The organism is Streptomyces pactum (assembly GCF_002005225.1).
GTDB lineage: Bacteria > Actinomycetota > Actinomycetes > Streptomycetales > Streptomycetaceae > Streptomyces > Streptomyces pactum_A.
In genome coordinates this window covers 7,162,715-7,188,945 of the sequence record NZ_CP019724.1, presented here as the reverse complement: position 1 = coordinate 7,188,945, position 26,231 = coordinate 7,162,715, and the positions used below count along the sequence as shown (strand labels likewise).

Here is a 26,231-nt window from a genome sequence, read left to right as displayed (position 1 = left end):
CGGTGGCCAACAGCCCGCCGACCACCGTGGCTATCGGTCCGCGAGCCGCCGCAGTTGTACGACGTTCAGCCAGGTCTCCGGCCCGGGGCGCACCTCGGCCGCGCGCACCGCGTACCGGCCGGGATCCAGGGCGACCCGCACGTGGTCGGCGCGGTCGCAGGCGGTGCCGGGCCAGGCCGCGTCGAAGAGGAGCACGGGGCCGGGCACCTGCCAGGACACCTCGGGCTCCCACTCGGCCGCGTCGAGGGCCGCGGGGACACCGGCCAGCACCTCGTCCTCGGTGTCCGCGGCGCACCAGCGGACGAAGGCGGCGTGGTCGGGCAGATAGGCGGTGGAGGCGGGTTCGTCTCCGAGCACCAGCGCCGCGCAGTCGCCGACCGGGAGGAGGCCGACCTGACCGTCGACCTCGCAGGCCCGGTCGTAGTCGGAGGCCGTCTCCTCGCCGTCGGCACCGGTCCAGAACGGCAGGACCGTCTCCGGGACCGCTATGAGCGGACCTCCGCCCGACTCGACCCATTCCACCGCGCCCGGCTCCGCGTATCGCACCATGCGGCAGAACCTACACGCCCGTCGGCAACCGCGGTCGGCCGCGTCCACCGGCGCGGTGAACCGGTCGGCGGGGTGGCGCTCGGTGCCCTGCCGGGTCTCGTACGCGAAGCCCTCGCGCGCCCGGTACCCGAAGCCGCCGAGCGTCTCCTCGACGGGGTGACCGAGTTCGGCGAGGGCGAGGGCGGTCCGGGTCGCGCCGTCACAGCCCGGGCCCCAGCAGTACGTCACCACCGGCACGGCCGGGTCGAGGAGTCGGCCGGTCCCTGCCATCCATCCCGGATGACGACGTTTTCCCGGGACGCCACCGACCGCACGTCCTCGACGTCCTCCAGCGGGACGGGGCGGGCCGGTTTCGCCGAGTCGGCCCGTGCCGTGTCGATGTCCGCGAGCGCGCCGACCGAGCGGGTGCGCCGGCTGGAGAAGGCGGGGGTGATCCAGGGGTACGCGGCGGTCGTCGGCCCCGACCGACCGGGGCTGCCGATCCCCTGGCCTTCGTGCGGCTGCGTCATCCGACGGGCGACTACAAGCGTTCCACGACCTGGTCGCGGTCACGCCCCAGGTCCTGAAGGCGCACCACGTCACGGGGGACCACTGCTTCGTCATCAAGGTCGCCGCGCGTTCGATGCGGCACCTGGAGAAGGTGTCGGACCGGATCGACGCGCTGGGGTCGGTCACGACGAGCATCGTCTGCTCCTCGCCGCTCCCCCGGCGCCCGCCGGGCCGCTGAGGGGCGGGCTCAGCCGTCGCCCCGCTGCCGCAGCACCGAGCCCGACCGGCCCTTCACGACCTCCAGTTGGGCGTGGATCCGCCGTCGCAGGTCGGCGACGTGGCTGACGATGCCGACGCTGCGGTCCCGTTCGCGCAGTGCGTCGAGGACGTCGAGGACCTCGTCGAGGGTCTGGTCGTCGAGGCTGCCGAAGCCCTCGTCGATGAACAGGGTGTCCAGGCGGACGCCGCCGGCCTCGTCCGTGACGACGTCGGCGAGGCCCAGCGCGAGGGCGAGCGAGGCGAAGAACGTCTCGCCGCCGGACAGTGTGGCCGTGTCTCGCTCGCGGCCGGTCCAGGCGTCGACGACGTGCAGGCCGAGGCCGCTGCGGCCGCGCCCGGTGCGGTCGTCGGAATGGACGAGGGTGTAGCGGCCGGAGGACATGCGCTGCAGCCGGGCGGTCGCGGCGGCGGCGACCTGTTCGAGGCGGGCCGCCAGCACGTACGACTCCAGGCGCATCCGGCGTTCGTTGTCCGCGGAGGTGCCCGCCGCGAGGGAGGCCAGGCGGGCGACGCGGCCGTGCTCCTCGCGCAGCGGGGCGAGCCGGCGCACGGAGGTGGTGGCGTGCGCGGAGAGCCGGTCCAGCTCGGCGCAGCGCCGGGCGGCGGCGTCGCGCGCGGAGGAGGCCTCGCGCAGGCGCCGGCCCGCGTCGGCGGCGGTGTGTTCCGCCGCGGTGAGGCCGGCGGGCGGCCGCCGGGCCGCGGCGGCGGTGTCGGCCTCGGTGAGGACCGCGCGGACGGCGGCCTCCTCGGCGTCAAAGGCGTCGAGCCGGCGTTGCAGCTCGCGGTGGGCGGTGTCGTCGAGCAGCGCGGCGGCGGCGTCCCGGGGAGTGTCGAAGCCCGCGCGGAAGGCGGCGTCGGCGAGGCGGGCGTCGGCGTCCTTGAGCCGCTGGGCGGTGTCCTCGGCGACGCGGGCGGCGTCGGCGGCCTCCGTCAGCCGCGCGGCCCGTAGCCCCAGTTCCGCGGCCCGTGCCGCCACGCTGTCGGCGGTGCCGCGGGCCCGCGTCAGCTCCTCCTCCAGCGCGGACCGTTCGCTCTCCAGCCGCTCCCGGTTGCCGACCCGGGAGGCGGCCCGGACGGCGGCCTGCTGCTGGGCGGCGATCCGCTGCTCCCGCTCGTGCTCCGCGCGGCGCAGCTCCTCCTGCGCGGCGTGCAGCCCGGAGGCGCTCGCCCGCGCCCGCGCGTACCGCCGCTCCAGTTCCTCGGCCTCTTCGGTCAGCCGGGCGGTGGGTGCGTCCCCGGCCTCCGCCGTGGCGGCGGCGAGCGCCTCCCGTACGGTGCCCAGGCGCCGTTCGGCTACGGCGCGCCGCTCGTCGGCGGCCTGGTAGGCGGCGAGGGCGTGCTCCTCCGCCTCGCGGTCGACGTGCCCCGCGATCCTGCGTGCGGGGTCGGGGTGTTCGGTGGCGCCGCACACGGCGCACGGTGCGCCTTCGGTGAGGCCTTCGGCGAGTTCGGCGGCGATGCCGTTCAGCCGCTGTTCCTTGAGGTCGAGCCAGTGGGCACGGGCCTCGACGGCCTGTTCGGCCGACGCGAGGGCCTGCCGCTGGGCGTCCTCCGTGTCGGCGGCGTACTGGTCCCGTTGCCGGGCCGCGTTCAGCCGCCGCTGTGCCGGGTCGCGCTGCACGGCGAGCTGTTCGGCGCGGGTCGCCGCTTCCTGCGCGGAGTCGACGTGGGCCTGCAGTGCGGTGCGGGTGGTCTCCCAGTCGGCGAGCCAGCTCTCCGCCTCGTGCAGGACGTCCTCGTCGACGCGTTCCTGCCGGTCGAGCCGGGTCCGCTCACCGACCAGCTCGGCGAGGCGCCGTTCGGCCCGGCGGGCCGAGTCGAGCCCGCCCAGTTCCTCGGCGGCCCGGCGGGCGGCGGCGGCGAGCCCCGCCGCACCGGCGTCCGCGAGGTCCTGGGACAGCGGGGCACGCGCGCGTTCCTCCGCGGCCGCGGCCCGCCGGTGTTCGGCGTCGGCGGCGTCCCGCAACTCCAGTGCGGGGGCCACGCCTTCGGCCTTGCGGGCGCGCTCCATGCGGGCCTGCGCGGTGCGGTGGGCGTCGGCCCGCTCCGCCAGCCGCGCCGCCCGCTCCCGTGCCTCGCCGAACCTGCGTTGCAGCCGGTCCAGTTCCCGTGCGGCGGCCAAGTCGCGTTCGGCGGCGGCCTGGGCGGACTCGGCGGCGGTGAGCCGGCAGTCGGCGACGGCCAGCAGCTCGCGGGCGGTGCTGCGGGCGACGGCGGCGGCGGTGAGGACGGCTTCGGCGAGTCCCGGCTCGCCCGGCGCCAGCTCCGGCGGTTCCATGGCGTCGCCGGCGGCCTGCTGCATCCGGTGGGCGTCGGCCAGCAGCGTGGCGTCCCCCTCGCGCACCCGCGCCTCCGTGGTGCGGCGCCGCTCGGCGAGGCGTTTCTCGACCTCGGCGAAGCGCCGGGTGTCGAAGAGCCGGCCGAGGAGCTTACCGCGCGCCTCCGCGTCGGCGCGCAGGAAGCGCGCGAAGTCGCCCTGGGGCAACAGCACGACCTGGCAGAACTGCTCGCGGCTCATGCCGAGCAGGTGCGTGATCTCCTCGCCGACCTCCTGGTGGGAGCGGCTGAGGTCCTTCCAGGTCCCGGCACCCGCGTCGTACTCGCGCAGCCAGGTCTGGGCCTTGTCGACGGTCGTGCCCTTGCCGCGCAGCTTCGGGCGCTCCCAGGGCGGCTGCCGGGTGACCTCCAGCCGCCGTCCGGCGACGGTGAGTTCGAGGCGCACCTCGGTGCGCGTGCCGACGGCGGCGTGGTCGCTGCGCAGGGCCATGCCCTGGCCGCTCTGGCGGGCGCCGGGCACCGAGCCGTACAGGGCGTAGCAGACGGCGTCGAGGACGGAGGTCTTGCCGGCGCCGGTGGGGCCGTGCAGCAGGAAGAGTCCGGCGGCCGACAGGTCGTCGAAGTCGACGCCCTGCGATCCGCCGAAGGGCCCGAAGGCGGTGACGTCCAGTTGGTGCAGCCTCACCGGGCCACCTCCCGCACGGTCTCGTCCGCGCGCACCGCGTCGAAGGCGTCCCGCAGCACGAGCTGTTCGTGGCCGTCGGGTCCGGCGCCGCGCACGTGCGTCACGAAGTCCTCCGCGATCTGCTGGTCGCTGCGCCCGGCGAGACGCCGCGCGTAGGACACGGCCGGGTCGTCCGGGGCCCGCTCGGGGTCGAAGAGGAGGCTCAGCGTGTGCGGGAAGCGGCCGGTGAGCCGGGCCATGGGGTCGGCCGGGCGGACCGGGTCGGTGAGGGTCGCCTCGACCCATGCCTCCTCGTGCGGGGTCAGCCCGGGGTCGGCGAGTAGTTCCTCCAGGGTGCCGCGCAGCCGGGCCAGGCCGCGAGGCACCGGGCAGTCGACCCGCTCGGCGGTGACCGAGCCTTCGGCGTCCAGGTCGACGAGCCACATGCTCTTGCGGTGGCGGTGCTCCGAGAAGGAGTACGGCAGCGGGGAGCCGGAGTAGCGGACGCGCTCGGTGAGGGTCTGGCAGCCGTGCAGGTGCCCGAGCGCCACGTAGTCGACGCCGTCGAAGACACCGGAGGGCACGGCGGCCACCCCGCCGACGGTGATGTCCCGTTCGCTGTCGCTCTGCTCGCCGCCGGTGACGAAGGCGTGCGCGAGGACCACGGACCGCGTTCCCCGCGCGCGCCTGGCGAGGTCGGTGCGGACCCGGTCCATGGCGGCGGCGAGCACGGTCTCGTGTCCTGCCTTCTCGACCCCGAACTCGCTCTTCACCAGGGCGGGTTCGAGGTACGGCAGCCCGTAGAAGGCCACCTCCCCGTGCGCGTCCTCCAGCACGACCGGGGACCCGCATCCCGCCGGGTCGGTGCGCAGATGGATACCGGCCCGGTCGATGAGTCCGGCGCCCACACCGAGGCGGCGGGCCGAGTCGTGGTTCCCGGAGATCATCACCGTCGGCACACCGAGGTCGGCGAGCCGGTGCAGGGCGTCGTCGAACAGCTCGACGGCGGCGAGCGGCGGCACCGCCCGGTCGTACACGTCCCCCGACACGACCACGGCGTCGACGCCGTGCTCGCGCACGGTCTCGACGAGGTGGCCGATGAATCCGGCCTGGGCGCCGAGCATGTTCACCCGGTGGAACGCCCGGCCGAGATGCCAGTCGGAAGTGTGCAGCAGTCGCATGATCCCCGAGACTAACGGCAGGGTCCGACAGCCCGGGTGGTTACTCCCGTTTCGCCCTTCGAGCCCGCCCCCTAAGGGGCGTTACGCCCCTTTTGCCGCACTGTTATGCGTCCCCGTACGCCTCACCGCCCAGTTCGAAACCGGCCGACCCGGCGGTGGCGTCCGCGAGCCAGGCACGGAAGGTGTCCACCTCGGCCTCCGGCAGGCCGATCTCGAGGGTGACGGCCTCGGCGTACCGCACGTCGCGTACCGCGCGTCCCGCCGTGCGCAGGTCGTTCTGGAGCCGGCCCGCCCGGTGGTGGTCGACGGTCACCGTGGCCAGGCGGAACCGGCGGCGGGTGAGCGTGCCGAGGTCGTCCAGGGCCTCGCCGACCGCGCCGCCGTAGGCGCGGATGAGTCCGCCGGCGCCGAGCTTGACGCCGCCGTAGTAGCGGGTGACGACGGCGACGACGTACCGCATGTCGCGACGCAGCAGCATCTGGAGCATCGGGACACCGGCGGTGCCGCCGGGCTCGCCGTCGTCGCTGGCCTTCTGCACGGCGGCGTCGGCCCCGATGACGTACGCCCAGCAGTTGTGGGTGGCGTCCGCGTGCTCCTTGCGTACGGCCGCCACGAACGCCTGAGCCTCCTGCTCGGTGGCGGCCGGCGCGAGGGCGCACAGGAAGCGGGAGCGGTTGATCTCGGTTTCGTGCACACCCGCGCGGGCGACCGTGCGGTACTCGTCCTGCATCCGGCCAGCCTATGCGCTCACCGTCGCCCGCCCCTCGGCACGGTCATCGCGGTCAGCAGGGCCGCTTGCGGGGCCAGGGCCCGCCAGTCGGTGCCGTGCCAGGCGAGTACCGCGACCGCCGACGTCGGGAACTTCACGCGGACCCGGTCCAGCGTGTCGTCCAGCGCGTCCCCGGCCAGCTCGAGGACCAGCTCCTCCAGGCCCGGGTTGTGGCCCACCAGGAGCAGCGTCCCGATCTCGGCGGGCACCTCGCGCACCACCTCCAGCAGGTCCGGTGCGCCGGCCGCGTACAGCCGCGGGTCGTAGTGCACCGGCGGTGGGGTGCCCCACTGCGCCGAGGCCAGCTCCCAGGTCTGCCGGGCACGTACGGCGGTGGAGCACAGGGCGAGGTCCGGCAGCCGGTCGGCCTGCGCGAGGGCCCGTCCGGCGGCGGGGGCGTCGCGGCGACCGCGCCCGGCGAGGGGGCGGTCGTGGTCGGCGACACCGTCGGGGCGGGCCGACTTGGCGTGCCGCAGGACGACCAGGCGGCGCAGCGGGCCCGCCCCCGGGCGCGCGATCACGCCGGGGCTCCGATGTCCCGGGCGAGGTGCAGGCCGAGGAACCGGTCGGCGTAGGCGTAGGTCTCGAACCGGGCTCCGTCCGGAAGGTCCGGATCGGTCTCCACCCGGCGCAGGAGCCGAAGCACCCCGGGGGCGTCCAAGTCGTCCTCCCAGGCGGCGCGCAGTCGGTCGCGCAGCTCGCCCGGGACGGGACGCGACGGCTGCCGCGCCCAGGCGGCGACCGCGCGGCGCCAGCGCGCGAGCGTGTCCCGGGCGTCGTCCAGCACGGCCGCGTCGAGCCGCACGCGCGCGCGGTGGTGCCGCTCCAGCAGGGCGAGACGCAGGGCGTCGGGATCGTCGGGGCCCGGTCCGGCCGTGTCCACGCGGGCGACGGCGACCGTCGTCCCGTCCGAACTGGCCTCGCCCTCGCGCACGACGTGCACGGTCTGGCCCGCGCCGGTGCCGGCGGCGCCGCCGTCCTCGAAGGGCCGCATGCCGAGGGCGGCCGCGGCCGCACGCAGCCCCGCCTTCTCGTCCACGCCGGTCAGCAGGGCCCAGGTGGGCGTGCCGTCGAGCTCCAGGGCGCGGACCAGGAGGTCGGCGACGAGCAGCACGCGCAGGCCGGTCGTGTCATGGCCCGGCGCGTGCGCCTCGACACGGGTCGGTGCCCGCCGGGCGGGGGCGGCGGGGGCGGGCTCTGAGGTCCGGGCGTCGATGATGCGCAGCACGGGGTGAGCGTAGGCGGGGCGGGACGGTGGCGCACAGGGGGCGCGCTCGCCGCCCTCCCCGCCGCGCGGGGAATCTCCGCACACCGCCGTCCGTTGTCCCGACCGGAAGACCCGGCACGCGAGTCGTCCAGGAGTCCAAGGAGGCCGCCGGTGTACGGCGACGAGGCAACCGTCCGCAAGATCCTCACCGAGCTCGGCGACACCTGGGCCGTGGTGGGCCTGTCCTCCAACCGGGAGCGCGCGGCGTACGGCGTCGCCGAGGTGCTGCGGCGCTTCGGCAAGCGCGTCGTGCCGGTGCATCCCAAGGCCGAGACGGTGCACGGCGAGCGGGGGTACGCGTCCCTCGCGGACATCCCCTTCGACGTGGACGTCGTCGACGTCTTCGTCAACAGCGACCTGGCCGGACCGGTCGCCGAGGAGGCGGTCGCGAAGGGCGCCGGGGCCGTCTGGTTCCAGCTCGGTGTGATCGACGAGGCCGCGTACGAGCGGACCCGGGCCGCGGGCCTGGAGATGGTGATGGACCGCTGCCCGGCGATCGAGATCCCGCGGCTCGGCTGAGCCCGCGCCGCCTCACCGGCCACCGGGCGGGGCCGACCCGATCTCCACCACGCGCACCCAGTCGGGCGGTGAGTCCGGCACGTGGTCGGGATCGTCCTCGTCCCAGGAGGCGCGCGCCCGCTGCCGGGGGAACAGGCCCACCACCGTCCGGCAGGGCGGCCGGGTGTCCGGCCAGGGCGTCTGCCCGTCGGTCAGGACCACGACGGCGTCCGGTGCGGGACGCCCGCGCAGCGCCTTGGAGAAGCCCGTGCGCAGGTCCGTTCCGCCCCCGCCCACCAGGGGGATCCCCTCGGCACGGCACAGGGAGTGGGCGACCCGGGCCGCCGCGTCGCACGGCACGACCGTGACCAGGTCGCGGCGGCCGCCGACGGCGCGGGCGATCGCGGCGACCTCCAGGAGCGCGCTGCCCAGTTCGGCGTCGCTGACCGACCCGGAGGTGTCGATGACCACGGCGACCCGGGGCGGTCTGCGCCGCAGGCTCGGCAGCACGACGCCGGGCAGCGAGGCCGAGCGCCGCGCCGGCCGGCCGTACGTGTAGTCCTCGCCCGCGCCGCCTCCACAGGCGGCCGAGCGGACCGCCGCGCCCAGCAGTTCCCGCCAGGGCTGCGGCGGGTGGAAGGCCTGCTCCGCCCACCGCTGCCACCCCTTCGGGGCGTGGCCCGGGCGGGCGTTGATGCCCTGTGCCACCCGGAAACGCACGGCGTCCCGTTCCTGCTCGCTGAGGCCGTCCGCGCCGTCCGGTCCGAGGTCCCACTCCCGTTCGAGGCCGTCGGCGCCGCTGCCGCAGTCCAGCCAGGCCACACTCTCGGTGAGCCGCCCGAGCCGGAACTGGCGCAGGTAGTCCTCCATGAGCTGCCCCTCGGGCAGCCTCAACAGCCCGGGATCGACCGCGCCCTCGGGCCGGACCAGCCCGTCGCCGAACACGTCGTCGTTGATCTCGCAGTCCGCGGCGATGTTCATGCGCAGCCGTTCCGCGGGACCGGTCAGTCCGCGCTCCCGCGCGACCCGGTCACCGCGCCCGTGGTGGTCGCGCAGCAGGTGCGACACCTCGTGCACCCAGACCCCGGCCAGTTCCTCCAGGGGCGTCCGGTCCACGAAGACCGGTGAGGCGTAGCACCGCCAGTACCGGTCGACGGCCATCGTCGGCACCCGCCGCGACGGGACGACGCACAGGGCGAACAGCGCCGTCGCCAGGTAGGGCCGGGCCCTCGCCGCCTGGAGCCGGGCGGCGAAGAGCTTGTCGAGGTCGAGCCTCACCGGTGCCTGGGGGTCCGTCCGGGCCCGGGGGTCCGTCCGGGTTTGCGGGTCCGTCCGGGCCTGGGGGTCCGCCGGAGCCGACACGGACACCTGAGGCGGTGCACTCGCCCGAGCCGAGGCGGACACCTGAGGGGGCGCAGGAGACGGCGCGGACACCGGAGTCGGTGCGCTCGCCGCCGTACTCGACGCGGGCGTGTTCATCGTGCCGCCTTCGCGGTGCCCGCGTTCCGCGCCGCCGCCCGGTCCGCCGCCCGGTCCGCGCGCCGGGACAGGGACATGGCTCCGGCGAGGCGGTCGATCGACGCCGGGACGTCCCAGTCCTGCCGCCTCAGGCCGGCCAGCGTGGTCGCGGGGACGACCACCACGTCCGGCGCGCCGGTCTCCATGGCCCGGGCCAGCAGTGCCCACGCCGCGTCCCAGCGGGACTTCTCCGGGCGTTTGCGTACCGCGGCCACCACGCCGTCGAGCACGGCCTGGCGCAGATCGCCCCGCTCGGGCAGGACGGCACCGGACGGATCGGCGAGCAGCGTCTCGGGGTCCGGCAGGTCCATCCGGTCCAGTCCGGCCATCAGTTCCAGCCCGGGTCCGTCGCCCACGGTGCCGCGCACCAGCAGGGAGAGCACCTCCCTGGAGGAGCCGGCCGCGGTCGCGAAGGCGATCAGGCACAGGGTCATCTCCCAGCTCCGCGGCGACGGCCAGGCGCCGCCCCGGCGCGTTTCGCCGCTGGGCAGCCGGTGCACGAGCCCGGGGCGGGCGGTGAGGAACGCGCACACCGCGCGGCGGGCGTAGCCCACGGCCTCCGCCAGACCGTCCGGGTCGAGCCGCGGCAGGGTCGCCCGGGGCCAGGTCCCGCCGAGGCCCCGTACGACGACGTCCTGGTCGTGGGTCCACTGGAGGTGGACGAACCGGTTGGCGAGCGGCGGGCTCAGCTCCCAGCCGTCGGCCGCCGAGGACCGCGGGTTGGCGGCGGCCACGATCCGGACGCCGGGCGGCAACCGAAGCGCGCCGATGCGCCGCTCGAGGACGAGGCGGAGCAGGGCGGCCTGCACGGCGGGCGGCGCGGTGGACAGCTCGTCCAGGAACAGCAGCCCCCGGCCGGCCCGCACCAGCCGCACCGCCCAGTCCGGCGGTGCCATCGGGACGCCCTGCTCCGCGGGGTCGTCACCGACGACGGGCAGCCCGGAGAAGTCGGACGGCTCGTGCACGCTGGCGATCACGGTGGTCAGCGGGAGGTCCAGGGCGGCGGCGAGCTGGGTCAGGGCCGCGGTCTTGCCGATCCCGGGCTCACCCCAGAGCAGCACGGGGAGGTCGGCGGCCACGGCCAGGGTGAGTGCCTCGAGCTGGATGTCGGGCCTCGGCTCGGTGGTCGAGTCGCGCAGCATGGTCAGCAGCTCACCGGCGACGTCGAGCTGGGAGGCGGCAGAGTCAGGGACGGCGGGGTCCGCGGAAGCGCAAGCGGAAGCGGAGAGGGCCGCGGAAGCGGAGGGGGCGGCGGGCGAGCCGACGGCGGGTACGGAGGGCAGGGGAGCACAAGTCGTCATATGTCATCACCTGTGGGTTCGTGGTGGTGGGAGTCGGTGCGGGGAGGGACGTGCGGAGAGGGAGTTCCCCGGGTCAGTCGTGGGTGGCGTGGCGCGGGCGGGAGCGCCCTGGGCGGGGCCGCTGACGGTCCGGACGGACGCGCCCCGGGCCGGGTCCGTCGAGGCCCGCGCGGAACATCCCGTAGGCGATCCGCCGCAGTGCGGCGGCCTCGAGTTCGTCCCGCAGCGCCCCGTCGCGCAGACGGGCGGCCGGACCCAGCAGGGCTTCGACGACGGCGAGGGCGCCGACGGTGTCGCCGTGGTTGAGGCGTTCGCGGATGTCCGGGAGGCACTCCGGGCGCCGGTGGGCCTCGTCGATGGCCTGGAGGCAGGGCAGCGGCGTGCCGGTCAGCGCGGCCAGCAACTCCTCCCGGCGGATCTCCGCCGGGTCGTGGTCGAGCGCCGCCAGTGCGCCGTCGACGAGGCCGATACGGTGCCGGGCTCCCCGGCAGTCCACCGGCCGCGTCTTCTCCGGCCGGTCCGGAGGCCGGGGCGAGGCCGCGGGCGCGTGGCCCGGGGTCAGCGCGGAAGCCACCAACGGATGCAGCCGGGCGGCGTCGATCGCACCGGCGCGCACCAGTTCCAGGTCCGGTGGCACCCAGGTCGCCGCGTCGGGCAGCACCGGCAGCGCGGACGCGGCTCCGCGGGCGGGCGCCGGCCCTATCCGCAGCGCGGGCCCACCTGTACCGTCCCCGCCCTCGGCGTCCTGGACGTCCTCGACGTCCCCGACCAGTTCCAGGGCCAGCCGTCGCCCGGCCCCGAGCCGCACGGTGACGGTCGGGATGCCGAGCTTCGGCCGGCCCTCGGCGCGGAGCAGGAGCCGCGCCTCAGCCGCCCACCGGTCGACGGCACACCGACGCCCTGGTGGCAGGGTTCCGAGCAGGCCGGGAAATTCGGGCGGGTCGTCGGCGGGCGGCAGGTCGGCACCCGAGCGGACACGCAGTTCACCGGTTCTGCGGGCGTCCCACAGGTGGCGGTGCAGATCGAGGCGGAACCGCCGGCCGGGCCGGGGATGCGGGTGCCGCGGGGCGCCGGTTTCCGGGCCGGAGCCGTCCCACAGGGCCAGGCTGAACCGCTGGCCGCCGTCCGCCCGGGCGGGCGGGGTCCGCACCACGAGGTGCACCGGAGGTGCCCCCTCGCGTCCCGCGATGTCGTACCGCGCCAGGGTGAGCGTGAGGCCCGGACGCAGCAACCCGTCCGGAGCGATTCTCGGCATGTGCCAGCGCAGCAGGTCGGGAGCGAGGTGACGCAGATCGGACCGGACGCGGGCGGCGAGGTCGTGGCCGTGCGTGCGTGCCACGGAACGCAGGTCGAGGTCGACGTCGATGCCCGCGGCGGCGCACGCCCCGGCCCAGTCCCCCGCCCGGCGGCGGGCGGTCGCGGCATCGATCATGGACGGCGGCACGGCGAACTCGCGCACGCGCCGCCAGAAGGAAAGGCGGGTGTCCCCGTTCGCGAGGTGAGTGGCCATCAGCACTCACCTTGCGCGGATGGGTCCCCCAATCTGAAACCGGAAGGAGTAGTCATCGCGGGGAGCATAGCCGCGCCGACCTCTCACTGCCATGTGTTTTCCGCACCGAGAGCCGCCCGGGACGTTCCCGTGGGCCACCCGCCGCCGACATAATGCGGCGAGTGAACGCAGCCTTTCCGGACACCAACTTCCGGGCACCGCAACACTTTTCGGTCGTCGTCGTGGGCGCCGGACCCGCCGGGCTCACCGTCGGCAACATCCTGCGCGCGGCAGGTGTCGACTGTCTGGTCCTGGAGGCCGGGACCCGGGACTTCATCGAGCGACGGCCCCGCGCCGGGGTCATCGAGGAGCGGGCCGTACGCGGGCTGGAACGACGCGGACTGGCACGGAACCTGCTCGAGCGGGCGCAGGCGCACACCGAGTGCGAGTTCCGGTTCGACGGGGAGCGGTACCGCTTCGAGTACACCCGCCTGACCGGCAGTCACCACTTCGTCTACCCGCAGCAGTTCCTGGTGACGGACCTGGTCCGGGAGTACGCGGACGTGCGGGGCGGGGAGATCAGGTTCGGCGTCCGGGACGTCCGCCTGCACGGGCTGGAATCCGGCCGGCCGTCGGTGTCGTACGTGTGCCCCGATTCCGGTGAACGGCGTGTGGTGGAAGCCGGGTTCGTCGCCGGCTGCGACGGTGCGCGCGGGGTGTCGCGGGCCGCGCTGCCACCCGGCCGGGTCCGTGTCGCACGCCACGACTACGGCGTCGGCTGGCTGGCGCTGCTGGCCGAGGCGCCGCCGTCCGCGGACTGTGTCGTCTTCGGCATGCACCCGCGCGGTTTCGCCGGCCACATGGCGCGCAGTTCCGAGGTGACCCGTTACTACCTCCAGTGCCCGCCGGGCGACGACCCGGGGAACTGGCCGCACGAGCGGGTCTGGGCGGAGCTGCGGGAACGGCTCGGCGCGGTCGGCGCGCCGCCGCTCGAGGAGGGGCGACTGCTCGAGAGACGCGTCCTGGAGATGCACAGTCACGTCGTCGAGCCGATGGCCTTCGGGCGTCTCTTCCTGGCCGGGGACGCGGCCCACCTCACCGCCCCCATCGCCGCCAAGGGCATGAACCTCGCCCTGTACGACGCCTTCCTGCTCGGCGACGGGCTGGTCGCGCAGCTCACGCAGGGGGACGGCACCGGCCTGTCCGGCTACTCGGCCACGTGTCTCGCCCAGGTGTGGGACTACCAGGAGTTCTCCGAGTGGCTCGGGGAGATGTACCACGGCACGGCGTCGGGCGACCCGTACCGTGCGGGCGCCGCGCTGGCCAGGCTGCGGCGCCTGTTCGGCTCACCCCTCGCGGCGGCGGCGTTCGCCGAGCAGTACCTCGGCACCCGTACCACCGGCTGAGGTCCCCTCAGTCGTGGAGCGGCCGGTCGCCGAGCCGGTGGTCGGCCACGTTCAGCGCCTCGTCGACCAGGCGGCGCAGGTGCCCGTCGCGCAGCGCGTACACGACCCGCCGCCCCTCCTTGCGGGTGCTCACCAGCCCCGCGAGCCGCAGCCGGGCCAGATGCTGGCTGACCGCGGGCCGGGCGGCCCCGCACGCCTCGGTGAGGGTGGTGACGTCGGCCTCACCGCCGGTCAGGGCGTGCAGCAGGGTGAGACGGGTGCGGTCACCGAGCAGGGCGAGGACCTCGGCAGCGAGCGCGAACTGCTCCTCGCCGGGTGTGCGCGGGTGCGCATCGTCCGCAGGTGACAGGTGCATGCGTGCGCTCATACGCACATAATGGCGGGAAGGATGCCGGGCGTCCACCACCGCACCCCGACCACCGCACCGGACCACCGCAACCTGAAGTCCGCACCGGACCACCGCAACCTGAACACCACGCCGGACCACCGCAACCTGAACACCGCACCCGGAAACCGCACCGGACCACCACCGGAAGGGGCACCCCCGTGAGCGACCCGCACCGGCAGCACCGCGGCCATCGGCATCACCACCCCCACCACCCCGACGACGGGGCCCACACCCCCGGCCACCGCTCCCCCGCCCGCCCCTGGCACCGCCTCGCCCCGCACTCCCACGACAGTGCCGACCACCTGGACTCGGCCCTGGAGTCCTCGGCCCGCGGGCTGCGCGCCCTGTGGGTGTCACTGGCGGTGCTCGGCGCGACGGCGCTGGCGCAGGCGGCCGTGGTGGTGGTCTCCGGGTCGGTGGCGCTGCTCGGCGACACGGTGCACAACATCGCGGACGCGCTGACCGCCGTACCGCTGGGCATCGCCTTCGTCCTGGGCCGGCGCGCGGCCACCCGGCGCTTCACTTACGGTTACGGGCGGGCGGAGGACCTGGCCGGCATCGTCATCGTCCTGACGATCGCCGCGTCCGCGGTCCTGGCGGCGTGGACGGCGGTGGACCGGCTGCTCGACCCGCGTCCGGTCGCGCACGTACCGGCGGTCGCGGTGGCCGCCCTGGTCGGCTTCGCCGGCAACGAGTGGGTGGCCCGCTACCGCATCCGCGTGGGCCGGGCGATCGGCTCCGCCGCACTGGTCGCCGACGGACTGCACGCCAGGACGGACGGCTACACCTCGCTGGCCGTACTGCTGAGTGCGGGGGGCGCGGCGCTGGGCTGGCGACTCACCGACCCCGTCGTGGGGCTGGCGATCACGGCCGTGATCGTGCTGGTCCTGCGGAATGCGGCGCGCGAGGTGTTCCGGCGTCTGATGGACGCCGTCGATCCGGTGCTGGTGGACCGGGCCGAGCGCGTACTGGCCGAGGTGCCCGGCGTGCGCGGGGTGGGTGAGCTGCGGCTGCGCTGGATCGGGCACCGGCTGCGGGCCGAGGTGGCCCTGGTGGTGGACGGCGAGGCGACGGTCCGGCAGGCGCACCGCATCGCCGTCGAGGCGGAGCACGCCCTGCTGCACGCCGTGCCGCGGCTCACCGCCGCCCTCGTCCACGCCGACCCGGCACCGGCCCCGGGTGAGGCGGACCCGCATCTGGCGCTGGCCCACCACACCACCGCCTGAACGGTCAGGCGACGCCCAGCCCCTCCAGTACGACGGCTCCCGGCAGTTCCGCGAAGGCCTTGCCCGGCACCAGCAGCTTGCCGCGCCGGCGTCCGCTGCCGACGAGGACGTACGGCAGGTCGACGACGGCCGAGTCCACCAGCACGGGCCAGTCGCCGGGCAGACCGACCGGGGTGATGCCGCCGTACTCCATGCCGGTCTCGCCGGTCGCCATGTCCATCGAGGCGAAGGAGGCCTTGCGCGCGCCGAGGTGACGGCGGACGACACCGTTGACGTCGACCCGGGTGGTGGAGAGCACCACGCAGGCGGCCGGCGTGGTGCCGCCGCCCCGCTTGCCGGTGACCACGACGCAGTTGGCGGACTGTGCGAGCAGCTCACGGCCGTAGTGCTCGACGAAGGTGGCGGTGTCGGCCCACTCCGGGTCGGTGTCGACGTAGACGATCTGGTCGGCGGGAACACCGCCACGCCAGTGGCGCACGGCGTCGGCGACCGGCCGGGTCAGCTCGTCGAGGGCGTCCGGGGCGGGCTTGGCGCTGTCGAAGTTCCCGATGGGTGCGTGCATGGCCGCACGCTAACAACAGCGGCCGGCCCGGCGGACCGTCGTCTCAGCGGACGGGCGGCACCGGGGACCGCCCCGGTCAGCTTTCGGCGGCCGGTTCAGCGAGCCTGCCCGTCCCGGCGGCCCGGTCGTCCAGCTCGGCGAGCCGGGCCACCGCCTCGTCGTCCAGCTTCGACAGCGCCCGAAGCTGTCCCGGCGTGACGTCGTCGGGAATCGGCACCGGTGCCGGGGTCCGCAGCGGTGGCTGCCAGCCCTCGCCGGGTGTCCAGCGCCGTACGACGCGGGCCGGGGCGCCCGCCACCACGGCGTGGTCGGGGACCGCGCCCCGGACCACGGCCCCGGCGGCCACCACCACGTTGCGCCCGATCCGCGCGCCCGGCAGGATCACCGCTCCGGTGCCGATCCAGCAGCCGGGACCGATCTCCACCGGGTCCATCCGCGGCCACTGCTTGCCGATGGGCTGGTGCGGGTCGTCGTAGGAGTGGTTGGTGGAGGTGACGTAGACGTACGGGCCGAAGTAGCAGTCGCTGCCGATGGTGACCGTGGTGTCCGCGATGACGTGGCTGCCGCGGCCCAGGACGACCCCGTCGCCGATGCGCAGGATGGGCTCCGGACCCAGGTCGAGGTCGGGCATGAGTCCGGCGGTCAGGGTGACCTGTTCGCCGATGATGCAGTGGGCGCCGACGTGGATCCAGGGCTCGCCGAAGACCGTGCCGAGCGGGAAGGCGAGCCGGGTGCCCGTGCCCAGCGCGCCGAAGCGGAAGCGTCCGGGGTGTGCGGCGGTGACGGAACCGGAGCGCTGCACCCAGGCCCAGCCCGCGTGGACGGCCCGCTGCGCCAGCCGGCTCCGCCAGGACGAGAACGTGTTCTTGCGCTTCGGCACCCGCTCACGGTAGTCGGCGTGCGGTGCGGCCATGACCGCGGCGGCCTGTGATCTTCACCCCACCGGGTGGCGTACGGTGCCGTACACCACCCGAGCAGGAGGCGATGATGACGCAGAAGGCGCTGATCACGGGCATCGGCGGCAAGGACCCGAAGGTGGACGCGGAGGCCTTCGTGGCGCCGACGTCCTCGGTCATCGGGGACGTGACGCTGCACGCGGGGACGAGCGTCTGGTACGGCGCGGTGCTGCGCGGCGACGTCGAGCGGATCTCCGTCGGCGCGAGCAGCAACGTCCAGGACAACTGCACGCTCCACGCCGACCCGGGCTTCCCCGTCACCGTCGGCGAGCGCGTCTCCATCGGGCACAACGCCGTGGTGCACGGCGCGACCGTGGAGGACGACTGCCTCATCGGCATGGGCGCCACGGTCCTCAACGGCGCGGTGATCGGCGCCGGCTCCCTGGTCGCGGCGCAGGCCCTGGTCCCGCAGGGCATGCGGGTGCCGCCGGGCTCGCTGGTCGCGGGCGTACCCGCGAAGGTGAAGCGGGAGCTGACGGAGGAGGAGCGTCAGGGGGTCACGCTGAACGGGACGATGTACGCGGCGCTGGCCACCGAGCACCGGGAGGCGTTGGGGGGCGTCCGGTAGGAGGCCGTCCACGGGTCTGTCCGCGGGTGTCCGCGGGTTGTCCGCCGGTGGTCGCGGGTTGTCCGCCGGTGTTGTCCGCGGGTGTCCGCGGCTGGTCGCGCCCGCCCCGGGGAGTCGCGGGTCAACACGGCCCCGCTCCCCCTCGGGCACCTCTACTCGGCGGCGGCGGGGAGGGGCTGGGCCTTCTTCGCCTTGCGCTTCAGGACCAGCATCGAGGTGACGCCGATGGCCACGGCCGCGACCAGCCCCAGCCAGGAGAAGCGCTTGAGCCAGGACTCGGCGACGACACCGACGTAGTAGATGACGGCGGTGGTGCCGCCGGCCCAGACGATGCCGCCGAGGACGTTGGCGATCAGGAACTTCCAGTACGGCATCCGCAGGACGCCGGCCAGCGGACCGGCGAAGATCCGGAGCAGGGCGACGAAGCGGCCGAAGAACACGGCCCACATGCCCCACTTCTGGAAGGACCGTTCGGCGGTGGCGATGTGCCCCTCGCCGAAATGCCTGGGGAACTTCCCGCCCAGCCAGGCCAGCAGTGGCCGGCCGCCCCTGCGGCCGATGGCGTATCCGATGGAGTCGCCGATCACCGCGCCGGCGCTGGCGAAGGCGCCCAGGAGCAGCGGGTCGACGCCGCCGTGCTGGGAGGAGAGCAGGGCCGCCGAGACCAGGATGATCTCGCCCGGCAGCGGGATACCCAGGCTCTCCAGACCGATGACCAGTCCGACGACGGCGTAGACGGCCGCCGCGGGCACCGTGTCGAGCCATTCCTGGACGTGCAAGGCCAGGCCCTCCGATTCGCGTCCCTGAGGCGTTCCGGGTGGGTCTCGCGCCGCTTCCCGGGTCGCCTCGGACGAGGCGACCCGGGAAGCCTACCGGTTCGACGGTCGTCAGCTATTGGGACGCAGGGTCCATATGACGGTCATCTCACCGGTCACGGCACCGTCCTCGCGCTGGATGGCGACGCTCACCGGGAACTCGGGGCGGGCCCCCTGGTCCAGTTCGGCGACCACCTCGGCGGCGGGGCGGCCGAGGGTCGCGGTGGCCGTGACCGGACCGAGCGCGATCTTCTTGAAGGCGATCTCGGCGGTGACCGGCAGCGGCACCGCCCGGGAGAGCTGGTCGCCGAAGGCGGCCAGCACGATCGCGCCGCTGGCCGACTCGCCCAGCGTGAACATGGCTCCGGCGTGCGGTCCGCCGACGTGGTTGCGGTATTCGCTCTGGTCCGGAAGGGCCAGCACGGCCTTCTCCGGAGTGGTCTCCAGGTACTCGAGGTTCAGGGTCCGGACCATCGGCACCGTGGCGGCGAGCAACTCGCCGATCGACATCTGATCTGCGCTCATGACGGCAGGTTACCCGTGAGTAGCATCTTGGGGCCAGACATCCGGGATGATCGCCGTATGCTTGCCGCCCATGTGGCCAGGAGAGCAGTCACCCACCGGCGCAGCGGACCCGCGGCGGCCCAACCCGTACGAGCGGCCCAACCCGTACGAGCAGGCCGGCCACCAGCAGCAACAGCAGCAGCCGTACGCCGGGCAGGGGCCCGCCCCCTGGAACGCCCCCACGGTCACGGCCGCCCCGCCGACCGGCCGGGGATCCGGCGGTCGTACGAAACTGACGGCGGTCGTCGCCGCCACGGTCGTCGTGGTGGCCGCCGCCGTGACCGGGGCCGTCCTCCTGGGCGGCGGCGAGGACGACCGGGCCGATCCCGGACCCGCCGTCTCCTCGGCACCGGCGTCCGCCGCCGACAACCCGCGCAACGGGGACGACGGCCCGAAGCCGACCGTCGCCGGCTGGCGCATGGTGGCCAACCGCGGTCAGGGCATCGCCTTCGACGTACCGGCCTCCTGGGCGCTCCAGTCGCGCGACTGGGTCACCTACGTCACCGAGGACGACGACCCCGAGGAGAAGCCGCTGGTCGCCATGAAGGCACCGGCCGTGCTCGAGGAGAAGTGGTGCGGGGCCGACGGCGACCGGGACGGCTCGGTCGACTACACGCCCCTGGCGAGCGCGGGCACACGCGGCAACAACGGCGCACGGAGCACCGAGGAGATCGCCCGGACCGATTCGGCGGCCTGGGTCTACGGAGCCTTCGCCCAGCCGGCCCGGGACAAGGTCACGACGGGGCCGGTGACCTCCTTCACCACCGCCTCCGGCATCAAGGGCAGTGTCGCCACCTCCCGTTCGTCGGGGGTGGAGAGGAAGGGCAAGTGCGACGTGGACGGCAAGGCGACGACGTTCGCCTTCGAGGCCGCCGACGGCGACCTCGTCTCCTGGTCGTTCTTCGGCGCGGCGGACGTCGGCGACGAGGTCCCGGACACCACCGTCAGAAAGATCCTCGCCACCGTCCGGGAGTACCCGCCCGCGGACTAGGGAGTACACGCCCACGGGCTCCCGAGTGGCCGATCTGCGGACTCCCGGGAAGCCGGTCCACGGACTCCCGGGAAGCCGGTCCGCCGATCGCGGGAAGCCGGTCCGAAAATCACGGGGAGCCGGTCGGAGGATCGCGCGGGAGGCGAAGGCCCGGTGCCGGCAGGCGCGTTGTCGACTTCGGTACGTCCCTGACAAGGGCCGGTGACCGAATCGTGTCCTGGGCGGCATTAGGGTGACTCCTCATGTGGCCAGGACAGCAGCCGCCCGGGGGCGAGCAGAACCCGCAGAACAATCCGTACCAGCAGCCGGGGTACCAGCAGCCGAATCCGTATCAGCAGCCCGGCTACCAGCAGCAGCCCGGCCCGTACGGGCAGCAGCAGTGGGGTGCTCCGCAGCCCGCCGGGGCTCCGCAGCCGTCTCCGGGTGGTGGCGGTGGCGGCAACCGGACGAAGGTGGTCGCGATCGTCGCGGCGCTCGCCGTGGTGGTGGCAGCCGGTGTCACCGGGTTCCTGGTACTGGGCGGTGACAAGGACGACCAGGCGGACGACGGCAAGGACAAGAAGCCTTCCGCCAGCGCGTCCGCCGACAAGTCCGAGTCCCCGTCCGCCGACCCGAGCGCGTCCGGCGACGAGGACAACCCGCGCGGCGGCGACGGGCTGAAGGCGACCGTCGACGGCTGGAAGGTCGTCGCCAACCCGCGCTTCGGCACCATGTTCGACGTGCCCGCCGAGTGGGAGATCGACAGCACCGACACCAGCGTCGGGTTCGAGTGGGAAGAGAAGGGCAAGACCGACCGCACCACCGTCACCGCCCCGGCCTATCTGAAGTCCGAGTGGTGCACGACCGACGAGAACAAGGACGGCCGCAAGGAGAGCACCGCCCTCGCCACCACCGGTACGCGTGGTGAGAGCGGAGCCAAGAACGCGGACATGGCGGCCGAGACGCGGGTGCCGTGGTGGATCTTCGGCGGTTACACCCAGCCGGACAAGAAGAGCGTGAAGTACGGCAAGCCGAAGGCGTACACCACCACGTCCGGGATCAAGGGCAGCGTCATCACGGCGCACTCGGAGGGCACGCCCCAGAAGGGCAAGTGCGACACCGAGGGCAAGGCGATCACCTTCGCGTTCAAGAACGGCGCGGGCGACTTCGTCACCTGGAACCTGTACGGCGCCAAGGGCGTCGACGACGAGGTCCCGGAGGCGACGATCCAGAAGATCCTGAGCACCGTCCGTCTCACCGAGGAACCGCCGACCGAGTCGTAGGCGACCGGCGGCCCGCACCCGGCGGGCGGCGCCGCGCGCCCGCTCAGCCGATGCCGAACGCCCCGGCGGGCGGCACGGGCGACGGTACGGCGTCCTCGTCCCGCACCGGCCGGGCGTCGCCGGTGAACTTCCGCAGGGCCGGCCCGTACTCGACCCTGGCCGGGAAGGCGTCGGCGGCGGTGCGCCGGGCCAGCGCGGCCGTGTCCAGCGGCCGGTGCGCGGCGACGAGGACGGCGTTGCCGAAGCGGCGGCCGCGCAGCACACCCGGTTCGGCGATCAGCGCCAGCTCCTCGAAGAGCGTGGCGAATCCGGCCAGTTGCGGGCGCAGGAAGGGAAACGGCGCGGAGTCGGCCAGATTGGCCACGTACACGCCGTCGGCACGCAGGACCCGTGCCGCCTCACGGGCGTAGTCGACGGAGGTCAGGTGGGCGGGTACCCGTGAGCCGCCGAAGACGTCGGCGACCAGGACGTCGGCCGAGTCCGCGGGGGCGGCCTCCAGCCAGGCGCGGGCATCGGCGGCGTGCGCGGTGATGTCCGCGCCGTCCGGAAGCGGCAGGTGCTCGGCGACCAGGTCCAGCAGCCCCCGGTCGGCTTCCACGACGTCCTGCCGCGAGCCGGGCCGGGTCGCGGCCAGGTACCTGGGCAGGGTGAACGCGCCGCCGCCGAGGTGCAGCACGTCCAGCGCACGCCCCGGTTCGGCGACCGTGTCCAGGACGTGGCCGAGCCGGCGCGTGTACTCGAACTCCAGGTGCGCCGGCTCGTCCAGGTCGACGTACGACTGGGGTGCCCCGTCGACGGTGAGCAGCCAGGCCCGCCGCCGGTCGACGTCGGGCATGAGCTTGGCGGTGCCGTGGTCGGTGACGCGGCTGACGGGGAGGGGCTCGTTCACCCCGCCATTGTGCCGGGTGAAGGACCGCGGACGGCCCGGCGGCCGCCCCGCGGTCCTTCACCGCAGTCCGGAACCGCCGTCCGGAACCGCCGTCCGGAACCGAGCACTCGACGGTGGCCCCGGAACCGGTCACTCCACGGTGGTCACGGTCCCCGCCCCCACGGTCCGCCCGCCCTCACGGATCGCGAAGCCGAGGCCCGTCTCCAGGGGCACGTCCCGTCCCAGCTCCACCGTCATCGTGACCGTGTCCCCGGGCCGCGCCACCGCCGCCTCCCCGAGGTCGACGTCCCCGACCACGTCCGCGGTCCGGATGTAGAACTGCGGCCGATAGCCGGTGGCGACCGGCGTCGAACGCCCGCCCTCGCGTGCCGACAGCACGTACACCCGCGCCGAGAACCGCCGCGCGGGCACGATGCTGCCGGGTGCGGCGACCACGTGCCCCCGGCGCACCGTGTCGCGGGCGACACCGCGCAGCAGCAGCGCCACGTTGTCCCCGGCCTGGGCCTCGTCCATCGGCTTGCCGAAGGTCTCCAGCCCGGTGACGACCGTCTCCACGGACGCCCCGAGCACCTCGACCCGGTCGCCGACGCGGACGGTGCCGCGCTCCACCGCGCCGGTGACGACCGTGCCGCGGCCGGTAATGGTGAGGACGTTCTCCACCGAGAGCAGGAACGGCGCGTCCAGGTACCGCTCGGGCATGGGCACGTACGTGTCCACCGCGTCGAGCAGCGCCTCGACGGACGCCGTCCACCGCGGGTCGCCCTCCAGGGCCTTCAGCCCCGAGACCCGGACGACGGGCACGGTGTCACCGCCGTAGCCGTGTGCGGTGAGCAGTTCCCGCACCTCCAGCTCGACGAGGTCGGTCAGCTCCTCGTCACCCGCGTCGGCCTTGTTGAGCGCGACCACGATGTGGTCGACGCCCACCTGCCGGGCGAGCAGGACGTGTTCGGCGGTCTGCGGCATGATCCCGTCCAGCGCCGAGACGACGAGGATCGCCCCGTCGAGCTGGGCGGCACCGGTGACCATGTTCTTGACGTAGTCGGCGTGGCCGGGCATGTCCACGTGCGCGTAGTGCCGGGTGTCGGTCTCGTACTCGACGTGCGCGATGTTGATGGTGATGCCGCGCGCCGCCTCCTCGGGGGCGCGGTCGATGCGGTCGAACGGCACGAACGTGCCGGCGCCGCGCTCGGCGAGCACCTTGGTGATGGCGGCGGTCAGGGTGGTCTTGCCGTGGTCGACATGGCCCATCGTGCCGATGTTCAGGTGTGGTTTGGTGCGGACGTACGCCGTCTTGGACATGGCGGTACCTCGAAGCCTCGTGGCGGTGGGTGGGGACCCCGGGGACTGGCCGACCCTCCCCTCGCGGGGTCCGCCGGACGATCCGGGGAGGGTCAGCTTCGGGCGCCGTCGACGGCGGTCAGGAAGTAGGGGACGGCAGCCTTCGGGGCATCCGCGACCGCGGATGCTGCGAGGTGGAAGGCGTACCGGAACATGACGCCGATCCTCGCCGACGCCCCGTCCCACGTCGAATGGTTTTTATGGGCACGGGAGTTCGAGAATCGCCCCGTTCCGCTACGGGCCGGTGTTCCGCAGCGCCTCCCGCACGGAGAGCGGGGCGAGGCGCTGCCCGTGCTCGGCCACGAAGGCGCGTACGGCGTCCGGGTCGGTCTTGGCGTACTCGCGCAGGCACCAGCCGATTGCCTTGCGGACGAAGAAGTCGGTGTGGCCGGACTGGCGCAGGCAGTAGCCGAAGAGACGGTCGGTGTCCGTGCGTTCCCGGTGCCGCAGTTGGTGGAGCAAGGCCGTGCGGACCAGCCACCGGTCCTCGTCCGCGATCCAGGCGTCCATGTCGGCCGTGAGGCCGCGGTCGGCCGCGACCAGCCCGCCGACGACATGCGCGGCGAGCAGGTCCACGGTGTCCCACCACGGCACCGTGGTGAGCAGATGACGGACCACGGGCAGGAAACCGGAGGAGCAGTGCGTCACATACCGGCGCAGGAAGTCGACGGCGAAGTAGTGGTATTCGCGCTCGGGCAGCCGCCAGCAGCGCAGCGCGAGCGCGGTGCAGTCCGACTCGCCCGGCCGGGGCAGCCCCTCCAGGACGGTGCGGGACAGGGAGCGGCGAACAGGGGAGGTCAGACCCAGGAACGGCGCCACGTCCTTCATGTACGCCCGCATGGCCACGGCCCGCTCGGGATCGGCCGCGGCGGCGTACACGTCGGTGAGCCGCTCCAGTACGGTGTCGGCGAGAGCGCTGCGCGGCACGTTCGGAATTCCCCTGGCTGTGACGCTCATGAGACGCACCATACGGCGATCACACACATTTGTCGGTTAGTGTCACCGGATGTTCGATGCCACCACCCGCTCTGGGGGCACCGCCACGGTCTCTCCCCGGACCGCAGCAACGGAGCTCGCCGTCGCCACCGCCGCCGGGCCGGTCGCACCGACCGGCTTCGCCGCCCGCGTGACGAGAGTCCTGCTCTCTCCGTGGTCCCGGTTCTCCCTGCTCGTCGCCCTGCTCGGGTCGGCCGCGACCGCGGTCGTGCTGTTCCGGCCGCAGCAGTTGCTGACCGACGGCTGGCCGCCGCAGCTCGGGGGTGCCGCGGCGGCGGTCGCGTACGCGGTGGCGTACGGACTGTGCACCGTCGCCTTCGTGCCCCGTCCGCTGCTGAACCTGGCCGCGGGCGCCCTGTTCGGTTCCCAGTTGGGCCTCGCCTCCGCGTTGGCGGGGACGGTACTCGGCGCCGGGATCGCCTTCTGCCTCGGCCGGGTGCTGGGTCAGGAGGCGCTGCGCCCGCTGCTGCGGGGCAAGTGGCTGAAGGCCGCGGACGGGCAGCTCAGCCGGCACGGTTTCCGCTCGATGCTGGCGGCGCGGCTGTTCCCGGGGGTGCCGTTCGCCGCCGCCAACTACTGCGCGGCCGTGTCCCGCATGGGCCTGCTGCCGTTCCTGCTGGCGACCGCGCTGGGCTCGATCCCCAACACCGCCGCCTACGCCGTCGCCGGCGCCCGCGCCTCGGCACCGACCTCCCCCGCCTTCCTGATCGCGCTGGCCGGCATCGCCCTGCCGGGGCTGGCGGGTGCGGTGGTGGCCTGGCGCAAGCGGAACCAACTGCGCGGGCGCTGACCGGGCGTTACACCGCCTCCAGAACCATCGCGTTGGCGAGACCGCCCGCCTCGCACATCGTCTGCAGGCCGTAGCGGGCGCCGCGCTCGTGCATGGCGTGGACGAGCGTCGTGGTGAGCCGGGTGCCGCTCGCGCCGAGGGGATGACCGAGGGCGATCGCCCCACCGTGCACGTTCACCCGGTCGGGGTCGGCGCCGGTCTCCTGCTGCCACGCCAGCACCACGCTCGCGAAGGCCTCGTTGACCTCGAACAGGTCGATGTCGCCGAGGGAGAGCGACGCCCTGCGCAGTACCTTCTCGGTGGCGGGGATCACGCCCGTCAGCATCAGCAGCGGGTCGGAGCCGGTGACGGCGAAGCTGTGCAGGCGGGCGAGCGGACGCAGGCCGAGGCGGGCTGCGGTCTCGCCCGAGGTGATCAGCACGGCCGAGGCTCCGTCGTTGACCGGGCTGGCGTTGCCCGCGGTGACGTTCCACTCGATCTGCGGGAAGCGCTCGGCGAAGGCCGGGTCGTGGTAGGCGGGCCTGAGACCGGCGAGAACCTCGACGCTGCTGGCGGGCCGCACGCACTCGTCGCGCGCGACACCGTCCAGGGGCGCGGTCTCGGCGTCGAAGCGGCCGGCGTCCCAGGCCGCCGCGGCCTTGTGGTGGGAGGCGGCGGCGAAGGCGTCCATCCGCTCCCGCGTGAGCGACCACTTGGCCGCGATCAGCTCGGCGCTGATGCCCTGCGGGACGAGTCCGTCCGGGTAGCGGGCGGCGACGCCGGGGCCGAACGGGTCCTTGCCGGGCGGCACGTTCGACCACATCGGCACCCGGCTCATCGACTCGACCCCGCAGGCGACGACGAGGTCGTAGGCCCCGGCCATGACCCCCTGCGCGGCGAAGTGGACGGCCTGCTGGGAGGAGCCGCACTGGCGGTCCACCGTGGTCGCGGGGACGGACTCGGGGAAACCGGCCGACAGGAGGGCGTAGCGGGTGGTGTTCATGGCCTGCTCGCCGACCTGGTCGACGGTGCCGCCGATGACGTCGTCGATCAGCGCCGGATCGACGCCGGACCGCTCGACGAGGGTGCGCAGGGTGTGCGCGAGGAGTTCCACGGGATGGACGTGCGCGAGGGCACCGTTCGGTTTGCCCTTGCCCATGGGGGTGCGTACGGCTTCGACGACGACTGCGTCACGCATGGTGCGGACCTCCGATGGCCGG

Annotated in this window: 26 protein-coding genes and 2 pseudogenes; 9 read left to right on the top strand and 19 right to left on the bottom strand. The window is 74.3% G+C overall.

Annotated elements, in window-relative coordinates:
* Nucleotides 1-30: 30 nt before the first annotated feature.
* Nucleotides 31-549, bottom strand: a complete 519-nt coding sequence (locus B1H29_RS31090) for an immunity 21 family protein (protein ID WP_055420944.1) — start codon at nt 547-549, stop codon at nt 31-33.
* Nucleotides 550-573: 24 nt separating this feature from the next.
* A pseudogene (locus B1H29_RS31085) lies at nt 574-855 on the bottom strand (rhodanese-like domain-containing protein); the annotation flags it as partial.
* Between B1H29_RS31085 and B1H29_RS31080 the strand changes: the two are divergent.
* Nucleotides 829-1,276 (top strand): annotated as a pseudogene (locus B1H29_RS31080) (Lrp/AsnC family transcriptional regulator). The pseudogenes B1H29_RS31085 and B1H29_RS31080 overlap by 27 nt on opposite strands.
* A gap of 9 nt (nt 1,277-1,285) precedes the next feature.
* Here B1H29_RS31080 and B1H29_RS31075 read toward each other — a convergent pair.
* The 5 genes from B1H29_RS31075 to B1H29_RS31055 form a co-directional block, all read right to left on the bottom strand.
* A complete protein-coding gene (locus B1H29_RS31075) occupies nt 1,286-4,279 on the bottom strand; it encodes an AAA family ATPase (RefSeq protein ID WP_079160556.1) in 2,994 nt (997 codons plus the stop codon).
* The gene (locus B1H29_RS31070; RefSeq protein WP_055420780.1) at nt 4,276-5,439 is read right to left on the bottom strand and encodes an exonuclease SbcCD subunit D; all 1,164 of its coding nucleotides are present in this window, start codon (nt 5,437-5,439) and stop codon (nt 4,276-4,278) included. Before B1H29_RS31070 ends, B1H29_RS31075 begins: the two co-directional genes overlap by 4 nt.
* Nucleotides 5,440-5,542: 103 nt before the next feature.
* Nucleotides 5,543-6,169: a YigZ family protein gene (locus tag B1H29_RS31065; protein WP_055420781.1), complete on the bottom strand. Its 627-nt coding sequence runs from the start codon at nt 6,167-6,169 to the stop codon at nt 5,543-5,545.
* A 17-nt stretch (nt 6,170-6,186) separates the two neighbouring features.
* A complete protein-coding gene (locus B1H29_RS31060; RefSeq protein ID WP_055420782.1) occupies nt 6,187-6,729 on the bottom strand; it encodes a SixA phosphatase family protein in 543 nt (180 codons plus the stop codon).
* Complete coding sequence (locus B1H29_RS31055; protein WP_055420783.1) at nt 6,726-7,436, bottom strand: hypothetical protein; 711 nt, start codon at nt 7,434-7,436, stop codon at nt 6,726-6,728. Before B1H29_RS31055 ends, B1H29_RS31060 begins: the two co-directional genes overlap by 4 nt.
* A 150-nt stretch (nt 7,437-7,586) precedes the next feature.
* Between B1H29_RS31055 and B1H29_RS31050 the strand changes: the two genes are divergently transcribed.
* Nucleotides 7,587-7,994 carry a CoA-binding protein gene (locus B1H29_RS31050; protein ID WP_055420784.1) on the top strand — a complete coding sequence of 136 codons (408 nt, stop codon included), beginning with the start codon at nt 7,587-7,589 and terminating at the stop codon, nt 7,992-7,994.
* Nucleotides 7,995-8,006: 12 nt separating this feature from the next.
* Here B1H29_RS31050 and B1H29_RS31045 read toward each other — a convergent pair whose 3' ends face one another.
* The 3 genes from B1H29_RS31045 to B1H29_RS31035 form a co-directional block, all read right to left on the bottom strand.
* The gene (locus B1H29_RS31045; protein ID WP_079160554.1) at nt 8,007-9,452 is read right to left on the bottom strand and encodes a vWA domain-containing protein; all 1,446 of its coding nucleotides are present in this window, start codon (nt 9,450-9,452) and stop codon (nt 8,007-8,009) included.
* Nucleotides 9,449-10,633 (bottom strand): AAA family ATPase, encoded by a 1,185-nt coding sequence (locus tag B1H29_RS31040; RefSeq protein ID WP_055420785.1) that lies wholly within the window; start codon nt 10,631-10,633, stop codon nt 9,449-9,451. Before B1H29_RS31040 ends, B1H29_RS31045 begins: the two co-directional genes overlap by 4 nt.
* A gap of 232 nt (nt 10,634-10,865) precedes the next feature.
* Nucleotides 10,866-12,302 (bottom strand): hypothetical protein, encoded by a 1,437-nt coding sequence (locus tag B1H29_RS31035; protein WP_055420786.1) that lies wholly within the window; start codon nt 12,300-12,302, stop codon nt 10,866-10,868.
* 161 nt (nt 12,303-12,463) lie between these two features.
* Between B1H29_RS31035 and B1H29_RS31030 the strand changes: the two genes are divergently transcribed.
* Nucleotides 12,464-13,687 (top strand): 4-hydroxybenzoate 3-monooxygenase, encoded by a 1,224-nt coding sequence (locus B1H29_RS31030; protein ID WP_234393138.1) that lies wholly within the window; start codon nt 12,464-12,466, stop codon nt 13,685-13,687.
* Nucleotides 13,688-13,694: 7 nt separating this feature from the next.
* Here B1H29_RS31030 and B1H29_RS31025 read toward each other — a convergent pair whose 3' ends face one another.
* Nucleotides 13,695-14,054, bottom strand: coding sequence for an ArsR/SmtB family transcription factor (locus B1H29_RS31025; protein ID WP_055420788.1), 360 nt, complete (start codon nt 14,052-14,054; stop codon nt 13,695-13,697).
* Between the two features lie 9 nt (nt 14,055-14,063).
* Between B1H29_RS31025 and B1H29_RS38250 the strand changes: the two genes are divergently transcribed.
* Nucleotides 14,064-14,237 (top strand): hypothetical protein, encoded by a 174-nt coding sequence (locus B1H29_RS38250; protein WP_159027854.1) that lies wholly within the window; start codon nt 14,064-14,066, stop codon nt 14,235-14,237.
* Nucleotides 14,234-15,301 carry a cation diffusion facilitator family transporter gene (locus B1H29_RS31020; protein WP_055420789.1) on the top strand — a complete coding sequence of 356 codons (1,068 nt, stop codon included), beginning with the start codon at nt 14,234-14,236 and terminating at the stop codon, nt 15,299-15,301. Before B1H29_RS38250 ends, B1H29_RS31020 begins: the two co-directional genes overlap by 4 nt.
* Nucleotides 15,302-15,305: 4 nt before the next feature.
* Here the strand turns inward: B1H29_RS31020 and B1H29_RS31015 are convergent, their stop codons facing one another.
* Both B1H29_RS31015 and B1H29_RS31010 read right to left on the bottom strand, forming a co-directional pair.
* Nucleotides 15,306-15,863, bottom strand: a complete 558-nt coding sequence (locus B1H29_RS31015; protein WP_055420790.1) for a YbaK/EbsC family protein — start codon at nt 15,861-15,863, stop codon at nt 15,306-15,308.
* Between the two features lie 76 nt (nt 15,864-15,939).
* Nucleotides 15,940-16,743, bottom strand: a complete 804-nt coding sequence (locus B1H29_RS31010) for an acyltransferase (RefSeq protein ID WP_055420946.1) — start codon at nt 16,741-16,743, stop codon at nt 15,940-15,942.
* 107 nt (nt 16,744-16,850) lie between these two features.
* Between B1H29_RS31010 and B1H29_RS31005 the strand changes: the two genes are divergently transcribed.
* Entirely contained in the window at nt 16,851-17,387 is a 537-nt protein-coding gene (locus B1H29_RS31005; protein ID WP_055420947.1) for a gamma carbonic anhydrase family protein, read from the top strand.
* Nucleotides 17,388-17,539: 152 nt separating this feature from the next.
* Here B1H29_RS31005 and B1H29_RS31000 read toward each other — a convergent pair whose 3' ends face one another.
* Together B1H29_RS31000 and B1H29_RS30995 are read right to left on the bottom strand one after the other, a co-directional pair.
* Nucleotides 17,540-18,166: a DedA family protein gene (locus B1H29_RS31000; RefSeq protein ID WP_055420791.1), complete on the bottom strand. Its 627-nt coding sequence runs from the start codon at nt 18,164-18,166 to the stop codon at nt 17,540-17,542.
* A 108-nt stretch (nt 18,167-18,274) separates the two neighbouring features.
* On the bottom strand, nt 18,275-18,712 hold the full coding sequence (locus B1H29_RS30995) for a DUF4442 domain-containing protein (protein WP_055420792.1): 438 nt from the start codon (nt 18,710-18,712) through the stop codon (nt 18,275-18,277).
* Nucleotides 18,713-18,797: 85 nt separating this feature from the next.
* Between B1H29_RS30995 and B1H29_RS30990 the strand changes: the two genes are divergently transcribed.
* Both B1H29_RS30990 and B1H29_RS30985 read left to right on the top strand, forming a co-directional pair.
* Complete coding sequence (locus B1H29_RS30990; RefSeq protein WP_055420793.1) at nt 18,798-19,757, top strand: hypothetical protein; 960 nt, start codon at nt 18,798-18,800, stop codon at nt 19,755-19,757.
* Nucleotides 19,758-19,999: 242 nt separating this feature from the next.
* Entirely contained in the window at nt 20,000-21,019 is a 1,020-nt protein-coding gene (locus B1H29_RS30985) for a hypothetical protein (RefSeq protein WP_055420794.1), read from the top strand.
* Nucleotides 21,020-21,062: 43 nt separating this feature from the next.
* Here B1H29_RS30985 and B1H29_RS30980 read toward each other — a convergent pair whose 3' ends face one another.
* From B1H29_RS30980 to B1H29_RS30970, 3 genes are all read right to left on the bottom strand, one after another.
* Nucleotides 21,063-21,908, bottom strand: a complete 846-nt coding sequence (locus B1H29_RS30980; RefSeq protein ID WP_055420795.1) for a spermidine synthase — start codon at nt 21,906-21,908, stop codon at nt 21,063-21,065.
* Nucleotides 21,909-22,037: 129 nt separating this feature from the next.
* The gene (tuf, locus tag B1H29_RS30975) at nt 22,038-23,207 is read right to left on the bottom strand and encodes an elongation factor Tu (protein WP_055420796.1); all 1,170 of its coding nucleotides are present in this window, start codon (nt 23,205-23,207) and stop codon (nt 22,038-22,040) included.
* A 273-nt stretch (nt 23,208-23,480) separates the two neighbouring features.
* Nucleotides 23,481-24,203 (bottom strand): DNA alkylation repair protein, encoded by a 723-nt coding sequence (locus tag B1H29_RS30970; RefSeq protein ID WP_055420948.1) that lies wholly within the window; start codon nt 24,201-24,203, stop codon nt 23,481-23,483.
* Between the two features lie 49 nt (nt 24,204-24,252).
* On the opposite strand from B1H29_RS30970, the gene B1H29_RS30965 reads away from it, so the two are divergent.
* Complete coding sequence (locus B1H29_RS30965; RefSeq protein ID WP_055420797.1) at nt 24,253-25,032, top strand: TVP38/TMEM64 family protein; 780 nt, start codon at nt 24,253-24,255, stop codon at nt 25,030-25,032.
* A gap of 7 nt (nt 25,033-25,039) precedes the next feature.
* Here the strand turns inward: B1H29_RS30965 and B1H29_RS30960 are convergent, their stop codons facing one another.
* Nucleotides 25,040-26,209 carry a thiolase family protein gene (locus tag B1H29_RS30960; protein WP_055420798.1) on the bottom strand — a complete coding sequence of 390 codons (1,170 nt, stop codon included), beginning with the start codon at nt 26,207-26,209 and terminating at the stop codon, nt 25,040-25,042.
* Between the last annotated feature and the right edge of the window lie 22 nt (nt 26,210-26,231).